This window comes from Lysobacter niastensis (assembly GCF_031457115.1).
Classification (GTDB): Bacteria; Pseudomonadota; Gammaproteobacteria; order Xanthomonadales; family Xanthomonadaceae; genus Lysobacter_J; species Lysobacter_J niastensis_A.
In genome coordinates, this window is sequence record NZ_JAVDVY010000004.1 from 117894 (window position 1) to 131510 (window position 13617).

Genomic DNA, 13617 nt, shown 5'->3' on the forward strand with positions numbered 1-13617 from the left:
TCAACTTCAGACGTGGTTGTGGTCAGTGCTTGAAGCCGGCCTCAGTGGCTGTCTGGCCGTCTTCCCGCACCGGACGATCCCCACCCTGTGCTGGTGACGGCAACGGCGTGAGCGGGCGTTCCAGCGCGATATCAAGCACTTCGTCGATCCACTTGGCCGGCACGATCTTCAATCCCTGCGTCACGCTCTTGGGAAGATCGGTCAGGTCCTTGCGGTTTTCCTCGGGAATGATGACCGTGCGGATGCCGCCACGCAGCGCCGCCAGCAGTTTCTCCTTCAAACCGCCGATAGGCAGTACGCGGCCGCGCAGCGTGATTTCACCGGTCATGGCCACATCGGCTTTGACCGGATTCTTCGTCAGCATCGAAACCAGTGCAGTGGCCATCGCGATGCCGGCGCTGGGACCGTCCTTGGGCGTCGCGCCTTCGGGCACGTGCACATGCACGTCGTGCTTGGTCAGGAAGTCCAGATCGATGCCCAACGATTCGGTACGCGCACGCACTACCGACAACGCCGCCGAAGCGGACTCCTTCATCACGTCGCCGAGCTGACCGGTCAGCAGCAATTGTCCCTTGCCCGGCACCAGCGTCGATTCGATCTGCAACAGATCGCCGCCTACCTCGGTCCACGCAAGGCCCGTGACCAGGCCGATCTCGCTCTGCTCCTCGGCGCGACCGAAATCAAAACGACGCACGCCCAGGTACTTGTCGAGATTCTTCGACGTGACGTTGACCATGCCTTCCTTGCCCTTCTTCTTCGGGCCGGCCAGTGCGAGTTCCTTGACGACCTTGCGGCAGATCTTGGAGATCTCGCGCTCCAGGCTGCGCACGCCCGACTCGCGGGTGTAGTAGCGCACGATGTCGCGCACCGCGCCCTCGGCCACCTTCAGCTCTTCCGGCTTCAGGCCGTTGGCCTTGATCTGCTTGGGCAGCAGATAACGCATGGCGATGTTGAGCTTCTCCTCCTCGGTGTATCCCGGGAGGCGGATGACTTCCATTCGATCCAGCAGCGGACCCGGAATGTTCAGCGAATTTGAGGTCGCCACGAACATCACTTCGCTCAAGTCGAGATCGACTTCGAGATAATGGTCGTTGAAGGAGTTGTTCTGCTCGGGATCCAGCACTTCCAGCAGCGCCGATGACGGGTCGCCGCGGAAGTCCATCGACATCTTGTCGATCTCGTCGAGCATGAACAACGCGTTCTTGCTGCCGACCTTGTTGAGGTTCTGCACGATGCGGCCCGGCATCGAACCGACATAGGTGCGACGATGCCCACGGATCTCGGCCTCGTCGCGCACGCCGCCCAGCGACATGCGCACGAACTTGCGGTTGGTCGCCTTTGCGATCGACTGGCCCAGCGAGGTCTTGCCCACGCCCGGCGGTCCGACCAGGCACAGGATCGGGCCCTTCATCTGCTTCACGCGCGATTGCACGGCGAGGTATTCAAGGATGCGTTCCTTGACCTTCTCCAGGCCGAAATGGTCGGCATCGAGCACGTCCTGCGCGGCCTTGAGGTCCTTGCGCACCTTCGTGCGCTTCTTCCACGGCACGCCCAGCAGCCAGTCGAGGTAATTGCGCACGACCGCAGCTTCGGCCGACATCGGCGACATCTGCTTGAGCTTGTTGAGCTCGGAGCGGGCCTTGGTCTCCACCGGCTTGGGCATGCCGGCCTCGGCGATCTTGCGGGCCAGCTCGTCGATGTCGTTCGGCGCATCGTCGATCTCGCCCAGCTCCTTCTGGATCGCCTTCATCTGTTCGTTGAGGTAGTACTCGCGCTGGCTCTTCTCCATCTGCGACTTCACTCGGCCGCGGATGCGCTTCTCCAACTGCTGCACGTCGATCTCGCCATCGACCAGACCGACCAACTGCTCCAGGCGCGCACCGATGGCGTGCGTCTCCAGCAGCTTCTGCTTGTCGCCGATGCGCACGCCCAGGTGCGCGGCGATGGTGTCGGCCAGGCGCCCCGGCTCGTCGATGCCGGACAAAGTCTGCATCAGCTCGGGCGGCAGCTTGCGGTTGGTCTTGACGTACTGCTCGAACAGGCTCATCAGCGAGCGCATGATCGCCTCGATCTCGCGCTGCTCGCGGTCGACCACCGGCTCGACCACGTTGGCCTGCCCTGCCAGCACGCCGTCGCGTTCGGTCACCTTATCGACCTGCACGCGCGCCACGCCCTCCACCAGGACCTTGATGGTTCCGTCGGGGAGCTTGAGCAGCTGCAGCACCTGCGCCAGCGTGCCGACGTCATACAGGTCGTCGGCGCCCGGATCGTCGGTCTCGGCCGAACGCTGGGCGACCAGCAGGATGCGCTTGTCGGATTCCATGGCCAGGTCCAGGGCGCGGATCGACTTGTCGCGGCCGACGAACAGCGGGATGACCATGTGCGGGAATACGACGACGTCACGCAGCGGCAGCACCGGCAGGTCGAGCGTTTCGGTGGGATCGGTCATGGGGGATGCTCCGGAAAACGGTGGTCGGGCCCCGAGGCCCGGAAGGCGTGGGCGCTGGACCCATGGCGTCGGTTATGGGGTCCGGCGCGAAAGGATGCAAGCGACAGTCACGCAAAGTGCGCGGCGCAGCCCTTTCCGACCAACGAAATCAGCCACTTGAAACAAAAACGGGCCACCTTCGCAGGTGGCCCGTGAGGGGCTGTTCAGGTTGCGCGCGGATCACTCCGCGGAAGCGACCTTCGGCGTCGCCGGGGGCGTCTGATAGATCAGGTAAGGCTCGGTCTTGTGGTCGATCACCGACTCATCGACGACCACCTTGCTGACGTTCTCCAGCGAGGGCAGCTCGTACATCGTGTCCAGCAGCACGGCCTCGACGATCGTGCGCAGGCCGCGCGCGCCGGTCTTGCGCTTGAGCGCCTTGCGGGCGATGGCGGCCAGCGCGTCCTGGCGGAACTCCAGCTCGACACCCTCCATCTCGAACAGCTTCTTGAACTGCTTGGTGATGGCGTTCTTCGGCTCGGTGAGGATCCTGATCAGGGCGGGCTCGTCGAGTTCCTCGAGCGTGGCGACCACCGGCAGGCGACCGACGAACTCGGGGATCAGGCCGAACTTGATCAGGTCCTCCGGCTCGACTTCCGCCAGCACCTTGCCCACGTCGCTCTTGCGCTCGCTGCTCTTGACCTTGGCGCCAAAACCAATCCCGCCGGCCTCGGTGCTGCGCTGCTGGATGATCTTCTCCAGGCCTGCGAACGCGCCGCCGACGATGAACAGGATGTTGCGGGTATCGACCTGCAGGAACTCCTGCTGCGGGTGCTTGCGACCGCCCTGCGGCGGCACGCTGGCGACGGTGCCTTCGATCAGCTTCAGCAGCGCCTGCTGCACGCCTTCGCCGGATACGTCGCGGGTGATCGACGGGTTGTCGCTCTTGCGCGAGATCTTGTCGATCTCGTCGATGTAGACGATGCCTTGCTGCGCCTTCTCGACGTCGTAGTCGCACTTCTGCAGCAGCTTCTGGATGATGTTTTCCACGTCCTCGCCGACATAGCCGGCTTCGGTCAGCGTGGTGGCATCGGCCATCGTGAAGGGCACGTTGAGCAGGCGCGCCAGCGTCTCGGCCAGCAGCGTCTTGCCCGAACCGGTCGGGCCGACCAGCAGGATGTTCGACTTCGCCAGTTCGACGTCGTCGTTCTTCTGCCGGCTCTCGATGCGCTTGTAATGGTTGTACACGGCGACCGCAAGCGTGCGCTTGGCGCGCTGCTGGCCGATCACGTACTGATCCAGCACCTCGAGGATCTCGCGCGGCTTGGGCAGGTGGCTACGGGCCGACTGCGCCTTCTCCTCGAGCTCCTCGCGGATGATGTCGTTGCACAGCTCGACGCACTCGTCGCAGATGAAGACGCTGGGGCCCGCGATCAGCTTGCGGACCTCGTGCTGGCTCTTCCCGCAGAACGAGCAGTAGAGAATCTTGTTGCTGTCGCCGGTACTGCGGCCCTGTCGGTCGTCGCTCATGCTTGTGCCCAAATGGTGCTGGTGTCGCGAACGCGTGAAAAATCGCGTTCAGGTGCTACGGCCCGAGAATAACACAGCGATCCGGCCTGTCCTGCAGACCGGATGCTGAGCAATACTTTATTTATTTTCAATGAGTTAGTCAGATCAGTTCAGACCGACTGGATGGAATCTTCCGGGCGGCGTTCCAAGACCTGGTCAACCAGGCCGTATTCGCGTGCCGCCTCGGCGCTCTTGAAGTTGTCGCGCTCGGTGTCGCGGGCGATCGTCTCCAGCGCCTGGCCGGTGTGCTTGGACAGCACTTCGTTGAGGCGCTGGCGCAGGGTCAGGATCTCGCGGGCATGGATGTCGATGTCCGTGGCCTGGCCCTGGAAGCCGCCCAGCGGCTGGTGGATCATCACGCGCGAGTTCGGCAGCGCGTAGCGCTTGCCCTTGGCGCCGGCGGCCAGCAGCAGGGCGCCCATCGAGGCGGCCTGGCCGACGCAGATCGTGCTCACATCCGGCTTGATGTACTGCATGGTGTCGTAGATCGCCATGCCGGCGGTGACGATGCCACCCGGCGAGTTGATGTACAGGCTGATGTCCTTCTCGGGGTTCTCGGCCTCCAGGAACAGCATCTGCGCCACGATCACGTTGGCGACGTGGTCGTCGATCGGCCCCACCAGGAAGATCACCCGCTCCTTCAACAGGCGCGAATAGATGTCATAGGCGCGCTCGCCACGGCTGGTCTGTTCGACCACCATCGGCACGAGATTCAGGGCTTGGGTTCGGTTATCCATCGGGCGGCACCTGGGAAACTATCTGGGCGCTGGCTGGCAGCGCGGTCCGCTCAAATTGGGGCCATCCGCGCCGGAGCGCAAGGGGCGGACGGCTAGTCATGCACCGCCGGTTGCCGGCGGTGCATCTGGCGAGGCCTCTGCTGGCGACGCTTACTGGCGAATCGCCTCGTTGAACGACAGCGGCTGCTCGGTGTGCTGGGCGCGCTCGGCGATCCAGTCGATCACCTGCTCTTCCATCACCCGGGCCTGCAGGCCGGACATCAGCTGCTGGTCGTTGCGATACAGCTCGATTACCTGCTGCGGCTCTTCGTAGGTCGAAGCGATCAGGTTGAGGGTCTCGGTGACGCGGCGCGGGTCCAGCGTCAGCTGGTTGCGACGCGCGATCTCGCCAACCAGCAGGCCGACCAACACGCGCTTGCGGGCCGGGTCCATGAAGCCCTGGTGTGCGTCGGCCGGGATCTCGCCGATCGCGCGACCCTGGCGACGGGCCTGCTCGATGGTCTGGCGGGCCATGTCGCGGGCCTCGTTCTCGACCAGCCGGGGCGGCATTTCCACGTTCGAGTAAGAGGCGATCAGTTGCTCGCCGACCTCGCGACGCAGACGCGTCATCAGCGCACCCTTCAGCTCGCGCTCGAGGTTGCTGCGGATGTCTGCGCGGAACTGCTCGGCATCGCCGCTGCGCACGCCGAAGCTCTTGATGAAGGCGGCGTCGACCTCCGGCAGGACCGGCTCGGACACCTTGTTGGCCTTCAGGTGCACCTGCACCTTGCGGCCGGCGAACTGCGGCACGCGCCAATCGGCCGGGAATTCGATCTCGACCTGCTTATCGTCGCCGGACTTCATGCCGACCAGCGCCGACTCGATCGCCGGGAACATCGCGCCGGAACCGATCGCGGTGGCACCGCGCTCGACACCTTCCGCCGGCAGGCGCTCTTCACCGACCTGCGACCAGGTCTCGATCTCGACCGCATCGCCCGTGGCCGCCTCACGCTCCACCGGGTTCCAGGTGCGGCGCTGCAGGCGCAGGTTGTCGATCATCGCGTCGATGTCGGCATCGCCGACCTCGGCGGTGTTACGGATCACGTTGAGCTTGGCGACGTCGATGTCGCCGAAGTCCGGTACCACCTCGAAGGTGGCCACGTACGCCAGCTCGCCTTCCGATGCCGACACCGGCTCGATCTGCGGGCTGCCGGCAATGTGCAGCGATTCCTGGCGCACGGCATTGGTGAAGCCTTCGCGCAGCAGGCCGTCCAGCACTTCGGCGCGGACCTGCGGGCCGAAGCGCTGCTCGATGACCTTGGCCGGCACCTTGCCAGGACGGAAGCCCTTGATCTTGGCGCCGCGCGCGATCTCGCGCAGGCGGCCGCCGACGACGGCTTCCAGGCGATCCGCCGGGAGGCTGAAGGTCATACGGCGTTCGAGGTTACCGAGCGATTCGACCGAAACTTGCATATCCACTCCTGCCACCACGGCATTCGGCCGCGGCACGATGTTTGATTGACCTGTCAGACCGCAGGCCGGGCACGACGCATCGCCGCCGGCCAGCGGAACGCAATAGTTTCGCCGATTACGGCCCGGGCCGCCAGCGTCCGGGGCGAGGAAAACCGGGCCGCGGCGCGGCCGGTGGTGCGAAAGGAGGGACTCGAACCCTCACGGGGTTACCCGCTGGAACCTAAATCCAGTGCGTCTACCAATTCCGCCACTTTCGCAAGCGTCGAGACATCGTTGCGCCGGCATTCTAGAGCCGGCTCCGGAAAAGAAAAAAGCACCTGGCGGACCAGGTGCTTTTCCGGATTGGTGGGCCGTCAAGGATTCGAACCTTGGACCTATTGATTAAGAGTCAACTGCTCTACCAACTGAGCTAACGGCCCGGAACAACTAGAAGCGAAACTATAACAATAAAAAATAACTTCGCCAACAATCTGGGGTGGCTGAGGGGACTCGAACCCCCGACATCTGGAATCACAATCCAGTACTCTAACCAACTGAGCTACAGCCACCATAAAACGCAAAACTAGTATCGCAAAAGCTGTGGCGCGCCCGGCGGGACTCGAACCCACAACCACCGGCTTAGAAGGCCGGTGCTCTATCCGGTTGAGCTACGGGCGCCAGCGTTCATCTTAACCGAGACACCGCTGACTACCGTCGCCTGGAGTCGACATGGTCGGGGCAGAGGGATTCGAACCCACGACATCCAGCTCCCAAAGCTGGCGCTCTACCAGGCTGAGCTATACCCCGATTTGAAACTTTCCGGGACTTTCGTTGCGCGCCAACGCCGCGAAAGGTCGGATAGTTTGGTTGGCGGGCGCACGCCTGTCAATGCGGAAGTGAATGGAATGCGTGCAGAACAGGGGCAAACCCTCTCCGCGGCCACCTATCCACCCTCCGCCTGTCCACCGTCCGCTCCCCTTGCCCCACCTGCTCCGTGGTTTTCGCTGGCCGCCGCTCGGGCTCTGGTGGCCGGCTGTGTATGCTCGGAGCGTCCCAAGCACCCACCACCGGCCAAGGAGAAGTCATGCGCAGCGGTAATCCGGCATTGAAGGAGACGACGTTTCTGGATCTGGGTAGCGGAACGGTAGTCCGCCGCGACGGCGATGCCATGACGCTCACCGGCACGGTCAACAAGACCGGTCTGTTGCTGTTGCTGTGCGTGATCACCGCCACCTTCGCCTGGAGCCAGATCCAGTTCACCGCCGACGGCGCCGTGGGCGCCGGCCCCTATGTGTGGGGCGGCGCGATCGGTGGACTGGTATTGGCGTTGATCACCACGTTCAAGCCAGCATGGGCTCCAGTTACCGCGCCGCTGTATGCGCTGGTCGAAGGTTTTTTCCTCGGCGCCATCTCGGCCATGTACAACCACCTCTACGAAGGCATCGTGCTGCAGGCAGTGATGCTGACGTTCGGCACGATGTTCGCGCTGCTGTTCGCCTATCGATCGGGCCTGATCCGCGCGACCGAAAACTTCAAGCTGGGCGTGGTCGCCGCCACCGGCGGAATCGCCCTGCTCTACCTGGTCACGATGGGCCTGGGGATGTTCGGCATCCGCATCCCCTACATCCACGAATCCGGTCTGATCGGCATCGGCTTCAGCTTGTTCGTCGTGGTGATCGCGGCATTGAACCTGGTGCTGGACTTCGACTTCATCGAGAGCGGCGTCGAGCAGAACGCTCCCAAGTACATGGAGTGGTACGGCGCGTTCGGCCTGATGGTCACGCTGGTGTGGCTGTACGTCGAATTCCTGCGCCTGCTGGCCAAGCTGCAGTCGCGCGACTGAGCTGTCCTGGCTCCGGATAAGCGAAGGGCGCGGAGCGATCCGCGCCCTTCGTATTTGCGGATGTGGCGTTCAGACCGCTTCCGGCACCGCCGTCCGCGCGCGCTGGCCGCGCGCCGACCACAACATGGCAACGATGGTGACCGCACCCAGCAGCCAGCTGTAGTGCACCTGCCCCACCAGCGCGAACGCAGACACCTTGCCCAGCGAAGCGGCCAGCAGTATCTGAGCGCCGTACGGCAGTACGCCTTGGGTAACGCACGCGAAGATGTCCATCACGCTCGCCGCCCGCGCCGGCGGCACGCCGTGCTGCTGGGCAATGTCGCGGGCCAGTCCGCCGCTGATCAGGATCGCCACCGTGTTGTTGGCGGTAAATACATCCGTTGCCGCCGACAGCGTTGCGATACTCACTTCGCCGGCGCGGCGGCTCTTGTGGCCGCGGGCGAAGCGATCGATGACCGCCGCCAGCCAGGCCAGGCCGCCGGTGGCTTTCATCAGCGCACCGAGGCCGCCCACCAGCAGCGACAGCAGGGTGATCTCGACCATGCTCTCGAAGCCTAGCCACACCTGGTCGGCGTACGCGGCGATGCTGTAGCCATCGGCGAAGATCGCGCCGAACACGCCTGCCATCACCAGGCCAATGCCCAGCACGATGATCACGTCGACGCCGGCCAAGGCCAGGCCGAGCACGATCAGGTACGGCAGGATCAGCCACGGGGATACCGGTTCGAGTGCCTGCACCGGTTCGGTGTCGCCGACGAAGCCGAGTACGACCAGGGTCAGCAACGCGGCCGGCAGCGCCAGCTTGAGGTTCTCGCGGAATTTCTCGCGCATCGTGCAGCCGAAGGACCGGCTGGCAACGATGGCGGTGTCGGAGATGACCGACAGGTTGTCGCCGAAGGTCGCGCCGCCGATCACCGCGCCCAGCACCAGCGCGCGATCCAGTCCCGATGCATCCGATACACCGAGCGCGATCGGCGCGACCGCGGCGATCGTGCCCATCGAGGTGCCCAGCGACAGGGAGATGAAACCGGCGACGACGAACAACCCCGGCAGCAGCAATGCTGGGTGCACATTGCCCACGCCCAGCACGACGATCGCGTCGACCGCGCCGATGGCCTTGGAGACCTCCACGAAACCGCCGGCCAGCAGGAAGATCAGGCACATCAGCACCACGTTGTGATCGCCCATGCCGGACAGCAGCGTCTCCAGCGGCTTCAGTCCGCGACGCCAGGCGATGTACGCCGCCAGCGCCAGCGCAGGCAGGATCGCGACGGGCGCCTTCAGCTGATAGAAGCCGTCGTCATGGCCCAGGACGTAGGTGAAATACATCCCTGCCCCGAAGAACAGGGCCAGGAAGAGCAGCAACGGGGTCAGCGCCAGTGCGCTCGGCCTGATGCCGACACCGGCGGCCGGCGACTCATTCATCCTTCCATCCGCATGAAGAAATAATTACGCCGATTTTGCAGTGCAGCATCGACCTTGTCGAGCGCCATCGCCGGAACTCTGTGGCCGCATCGTTGCCGCCAATTCAGCGGGTCCCCGGCTGCCCAGTCAATGCCGGGCTAAACGAAACGGGGCGCCCGCAGGCGCCCCGACTCCGTTCGTTATCCCGGGCGAACCCGTCAGATGCGGCTGGCGATTGCCTTGGCGAACGACATCGTGTTGCCGGTACCGCCCAGATCCGGGGTCAGCGAGTCCTTGGCTTCCAGCGTGGCGATGATCGCCGCGCGGAGCTTGGCCGCCTTCTCCGGCATGCCCAGATGATCGAGCATCTGCGCGGCGCCGAGCAGCAGCGCGCAGGGGTTGGCCTTGCCCTGTCCGGCGATGTCCGGCGCGGTACCGTGCACGGCCTCGAAGATCGCCGCGTCGGTGCCGATGTTGGCGCCCGGCGCCAGGCCGAGGCCGCCGACCAGGCCGGCACACAGGTCGGAGATGATGTCGCCGAACAGGTTGGTGGTGACGATGACGTCGAACTGCTCCGGACGCATCACCAACTGCATGCAGGTGTTGTCCACGATCATCTCGTTGCACTCGATGTCCGGATACTCGGCCGCCACCGCGCGCGCGGTCTTCAGGAACAGGCCCGACGTGGACTTCAGGATGTTCGCCTTGTGGACGATGGTGACCTTCTTGCGACCGATTCGGCGGGCCAGGTCGAAGGCATAACGGACGATGCGCTCGGAACCGCGGCGGGTGACCCTCTGCGTCAGCGTGGCGACTTCGCCATCGGCCGACAATGCCTGGCCCTCGCCGATGTAGGCGCCTTCGGTGTTTTCGCGGACCGTGATCAGATCCACGCCCGACGGGAAGCGCGACTTGGTGTTGGGGAACGATTTGGCCGGACGCACGTTGGCGTACAGGTCGAAGCGCTTGCGCAGTTCGACGTTGATCGAGCTGAAGCCCTCGCCCACCGGCGTGGTCAGCGGGCTCTTGAGCGCGATACGGTTCTTGCGGATCGAGTCCATCGTGGCCTGCGGCAGCAGTTCGCCCTGTTTTTCCAGGGCTGCCAGGCCGGCATCGGCGAATTCGTACTGCAACCCGAGGTTCATCGAGTCGAGCACGTGCAAGGTGGCGTCCATGATTTCCGGGCCGATGCCGTCGCCACGGATGACCGTAATCGTCTGCGTCATTAAAGATTCTTCCAGCTGATGGGCGCCAGATCGTGAGTACGGCGCCGGATGGTTAACCGGCGAATTATGCCGGAACCGGTCACAGCCTGCAGGCGATCAGGTTCACCGGCGACTCATTCTTGGGCCGTAAACCATTGAGCCGACTAAAAAAGCAAAGGGCGCGACATCGTCGCGCCCTTCGGTTTCACCCTGGATGCTCGCCTCAACCGTGGTCGTGCGCATCGGGCGTGGCGACCTCGCCCTGCTCCAGCTTGTCCAGGAAGTCGACCGCGCGACGAAGGTGGGGAATCACGATGGAACCGCCGACCACCAGGCCCACCGAGAACGCCTCGAACATCTCGTCGCGGTTGACGCCGGCTTCCTTGCACTGGGCGACGTGGTAGCTGATGCAGTCGTCGCAGCGCAGCACCATCGACGCGACCAGCCCCAGCAGTTCCTTGGTCTTCACGTCGAGCGCGCCGGCCTGGTAGGTCTGCGTGTCGAGCGCGAAGAAGCGGCGCACGACCTGATTCGGCTCGGCCAGGATGCGTTCGTTCATGCGCTTGCGGAAATCGGTGAACTGCTTGATTCGGTCGTCGCCGCTTTCATCACTCATTTGCAAACTCCGGGGGCGGAGCCGGCTCCGCCGATCGATATGGGAAGAAACCGAACCGCTATCCGCGGAAGGTATTGGGATAAGCGCGCGGGCCTCACTTACGCGCCGGAAAGCAGCGGATCAAGCCCGCCCTGCCGATGCAGCGCGATCATGTCGTCGTAGCCGCCGACATGGGTGTCGCCAATGAAGATCTGCGGCACGCTCGTGCGCCTGGCACGCGCCACCATCTTCTCGCGCTCGACCGGGTCTAGGTCGATGCGCACCTCGGTCCACGCCTGGCCCTTGCTCTTGAGGAAATTCTTGGCCGCGACGCAATAAGGGCAGATCGCGGTGGTGTATATGACGATCCCGGGGACCGCCGGGGTTGGCTCGCTCAAAACGCTCTCTCCGACAGGAAACTCATGGACGGTGCCGCGGTCGAACCCGGCAGTGCTCGAAATATGGGACCAGGCTGCGACCATTTCCACTCCATCTGCAGAACACTGGGATGCCTGGGACGCGACTTGGGCGCCAAAAGGGGGCAGGATTAACCGTCGATTCACCCGGACGGCATCACCCGGCCGCATTCTGCAATCGGTTGCGTCCGGACTGGCGAACCAGACCAAGAGTCCAAACGAGTCCAAACGAGGACGCTCCACTTGCGACGCATCGCCCTGCTCACTACCGCCATCACCCTGGCCGTTGCCAGCGTCTGTGCACCTGCGCAGGACACCCGGCTGCCGGACATCGGCTCCTCCGCCAACGAACTGCTGACGCCGGCCCAGCAGGCAGAGTACGGCGGGATGATGCTGGCGCAGTTGCGCCACTACAACTACATCCTCGAAGACCCGCTGATCGACAGTTGGCTGGACACGCTCGGTACGCGCCTGGCGACCAACAGCGACCGGCCGCGCCAGCCTTTCACTTTCTTCATGCTGCGCGAGCGGCAGATCAACGCCTTCGCCACGCTGGGCGGCTATGTCGGCGTGAACTCCGGGCTGGTGCTGGCCGCGGAACGCGAGGACGAGGTCGCCGGCGTGCTGTCGCACGAAATCGCGCACGTCACCCAGGATCACGTGCTGCGCGGCGTCGAGCGCGCCCAGCGCGACCAGTTGCCTATCCTTCTGGCGATGCTCGGCGCGATCGTCGCCGCGCAGGCGGCCGGCGGCGATTCGGGCGACAACGCCTCGCAGGCTGCGATGGTATCGGCGATGGGCCTGATGCAGCAGCGCCAGATCAATTACACGCGCTCCAACGAGTCCGAAGCCGACCGCCTCGGCATCCAGACGCTGGCGCGCAGCCATTACGACCCGACCGCCATGGCGGACTTTTTCATCCTGATGCAGGGTCGCTCGCGCGCCAATGCCGCCAACTACTGGGGCGAGGCGCCCGACTGGCTGATGACCCACCCGGTCACCATCACGCGCATCACCGAAGCCAAGGAGCGCGCCGAGCAGCTGCGGCGCGAGTCAGGCACCAGCGAAGTGTGCGTGCGCGATCCCGACGGTCCGGCCCAGTGTCGGCGCGAGTCCTCGGCCAAACCCCAATACTCGGCGAGCGAAAACACGCAGAACCCACTCATCCCCGGCAATCTGGCGGCGAGTCTTGCCTCGACCATCGACACCGGAGGCACCGGCCAGTTCGACCTGGCCCGTGAGCGCCTGCGCGTGCTCAGCGCCGACAGTCCGCGCGATGCGCTGCGCGAATACGAACGCCTCGCCGGCAATGGCAAGCTCGACGACGCACAGCGCTACGGGCAGGCCGTGGCGCGCCTGCTGACCGGCGAGGCGACGGTCGCCGCCGGCACGTTCTCGGAACTGCTGGCCAAGCGTCCGGGCGATATGTGGCTGACGCTGGCGCTGGCGGAGGCGGAATCCCGGAGCGGCAAGGCCGCCTCGGCCGACAGCCGCTTCGAAGCCCTGGTTCGGCAGATGCCTAGCAATCGCGCGGTGGTGCTGACCTATGCGCGTGCCCTGGTCGAACGCGACAGCGCCGCCGCCGGCAAGCGCGCTCAGGCGGTGCTGCGCCCTCTGGCAAGCCGGTCGACCGGTGATCCGGAATTCCAGCAGTTGTTCGCACGCGCCTGCGAGATCGGTGGCGACCCGGTCCGGGCCGGCGAGGCCTTCGCCGAGGCGGCCTACCTGAATGGCAGGCCCGAACAGGCCCTGGTCCAGCTGAACACACTGAAGAAGCGCTCGGATCTGGACTACTACGCACGCGCCCGCATCGAGGCCCGCATCGACGCGATCACGCCGACGGTCCTGGAGCTCAGGCGCCAGGGCATCCGCGACGAGGACCTGCGCCGGGAGTGAAGTTGGTCACCTGGAGGCCGCATATGCGACCACGAAGGGCGTGTAACGACCCTGTCATAAAACGGTAGTGTACTGGCGCGGCTTCCAGGCTCC

10 protein-coding genes and 5 tRNA genes are annotated in these 13617 nt (G+C 64.7%); 2 read left to right on the top strand and 13 right to left on the bottom strand.

The window, feature by feature from the left end:
• Window positions 1-22: 22 nt before the first annotated feature.
• The 9 genes from lon to J2X06_RS17585 all read right to left on the bottom strand — a co-directional run bounded on the left by lon (window position 23) and on the right by J2X06_RS17585 (window position 6972).
• Window positions 23-2449: an endopeptidase La gene (gene lon / locus J2X06_RS17545; protein WP_310064671.1), complete on the bottom strand. Its 2427-nt coding sequence runs from the start codon at window positions 2447-2449 to the stop codon at window positions 23-25.
• A gap of 219 nt (window positions 2450-2668) precedes the next feature.
• Window positions 2669-3958, bottom strand: a complete 1290-nt coding sequence (clpX, locus tag J2X06_RS17550; RefSeq protein ID WP_310064672.1) for an ATP-dependent Clp protease ATP-binding subunit ClpX — start codon at window positions 3956-3958, stop codon at window positions 2669-2671.
• A gap of 149 nt (window positions 3959-4107) precedes the next feature.
• Complete coding sequence (clpP, locus tag J2X06_RS17555) at window positions 4108-4734, bottom strand: ATP-dependent Clp endopeptidase proteolytic subunit ClpP (protein ID WP_310064673.1); 627 nt, start codon at window positions 4732-4734, stop codon at window positions 4108-4110.
• A 150-nt stretch (window positions 4735-4884) separates the two neighbouring features.
• The gene (gene tig, locus J2X06_RS17560) at window positions 4885-6186 is read right to left on the bottom strand and encodes a trigger factor (RefSeq protein WP_310064674.1); all 1302 of its coding nucleotides are present in this window, start codon (window positions 6184-6186) and stop codon (window positions 4885-4887) included.
• A gap of 172 nt (window positions 6187-6358) precedes the next feature.
• A tRNA-Leu gene (locus J2X06_RS17565) sits at window positions 6359-6443 on the bottom strand.
• An 86-nt stretch (window positions 6444-6529) separates the two neighbouring features.
• Window positions 6530-6605, bottom strand: a tRNA-Lys gene (locus tag J2X06_RS17570).
• Between the two features lie 52 nt (window positions 6606-6657).
• Window positions 6658-6734 (bottom strand) — tRNA-His (locus J2X06_RS17575).
• Between the two features lie 32 nt (window positions 6735-6766).
• A tRNA-Arg gene (locus J2X06_RS17580) sits at window positions 6767-6843 on the bottom strand.
• Window positions 6844-6895: 52 nt separating this feature from the next.
• Window positions 6896-6972 (bottom strand) — tRNA-Pro (locus tag J2X06_RS17585).
• A gap of 277 nt (window positions 6973-7249) precedes the next feature.
• Here J2X06_RS17585 and J2X06_RS17590 point away from each other — a divergent pair.
• Window positions 7250-8008 (top strand): Bax inhibitor-1/YccA family protein, encoded by a 759-nt coding sequence (locus tag J2X06_RS17590; protein ID WP_310064675.1) that lies wholly within the window; start codon window positions 7250-7252, stop codon window positions 8006-8008.
• Window positions 8009-8077: 69 nt separating this feature from the next.
• On the opposite strand, the gene J2X06_RS17595 is transcribed toward J2X06_RS17590, so the two are convergent.
• The 4 genes from J2X06_RS17595 to grxC all read right to left on the bottom strand — a co-directional run bounded on the left by J2X06_RS17595 (window position 8078) and on the right by grxC (window position 11694).
• Window positions 8078-9433, bottom strand: a complete 1356-nt coding sequence (locus tag J2X06_RS17595) for a Na+/H+ antiporter NhaC family protein (protein WP_310064676.1) — start codon at window positions 9431-9433, stop codon at window positions 8078-8080.
• A 197-nt stretch (window positions 9434-9630) separates the two neighbouring features.
• Window positions 9631-10638, bottom strand: coding sequence for an isocitrate dehydrogenase (locus tag J2X06_RS17600; protein ID WP_310064677.1), 1008 nt, complete (start codon window positions 10636-10638; stop codon window positions 9631-9633).
• Window positions 10639-10840: 202 nt separating this feature from the next.
• Window positions 10841-11239, bottom strand: a complete 399-nt coding sequence (locus J2X06_RS17605) for a carboxymuconolactone decarboxylase family protein (protein WP_430539623.1) — start codon at window positions 11237-11239, stop codon at window positions 10841-10843.
• 92 nt (window positions 11240-11331) lie between these two features.
• Window positions 11332-11694, bottom strand: a complete 363-nt coding sequence (grxC, locus tag J2X06_RS17610; RefSeq protein ID WP_430539624.1) for a glutaredoxin 3 — start codon at window positions 11692-11694, stop codon at window positions 11332-11334.
• Window positions 11695-11871: 177 nt separating this feature from the next.
• On the opposite strand from grxC, the gene J2X06_RS17615 reads away from it, so the two are divergent.
• On the top strand, window positions 11872-13524 hold the full coding sequence (locus tag J2X06_RS17615; protein WP_310064679.1) for a M48 family metalloprotease: 1653 nt from the start codon (window positions 11872-11874) through the stop codon (window positions 13522-13524).
• The last annotated feature ends 93 nt before the right edge of the window (window positions 13525-13617 follow it).

Excerpts from the sequence above, each read along its gene's own strand:
- lon (WP_310064671.1), bottom strand. The coding sequence starts at position 2,449 with ATGACCGATCCCACCGAAACGCTCGACCTGCCGGTGCTGCCGCTGCGT.
- clpX (WP_310064672.1), bottom strand. The coding sequence starts at position 3,958 with ATGAGCGACGACCGACAGGGCCGCAGTACCGGCGACAGCAACAAGATT.
- clpP (WP_310064673.1), bottom strand. The coding sequence starts at position 4,734 with ATGGATAACCGAACCCAAGCCCTGAATCTCGTGCCGATGGTGGTCGAA.
- tig (WP_310064674.1), bottom strand. The coding sequence starts at position 6,186 with ATGCAAGTTTCGGTCGAATCGCTCGGTAACCTCGAACGCCGTATGACC.
- J2X06_RS17590 (WP_310064675.1), top strand. The coding sequence starts at position 7,250 with ATGCGCAGCGGTAATCCGGCATTGAAGGAGACGACGTTTCTGGATCTG.
- J2X06_RS17595 (WP_310064676.1), bottom strand. The coding sequence starts at position 9,433 with ATGAATGAGTCGCCGGCCGCCGGTGTCGGCATCAGGCCGAGCGCACTG.
- J2X06_RS17600 (WP_310064677.1), bottom strand. The coding sequence starts at position 10,638 with ATGACGCAGACGATTACGGTCATCCGTGGCGACGGCATCGGCCCGGAA.
- grxC (WP_430539624.1), bottom strand. The coding sequence starts at position 11,694 with ATGGTCGCAGCCTGGTCCCATATTTCGAGCACTGCCGGGTTCGACCGC.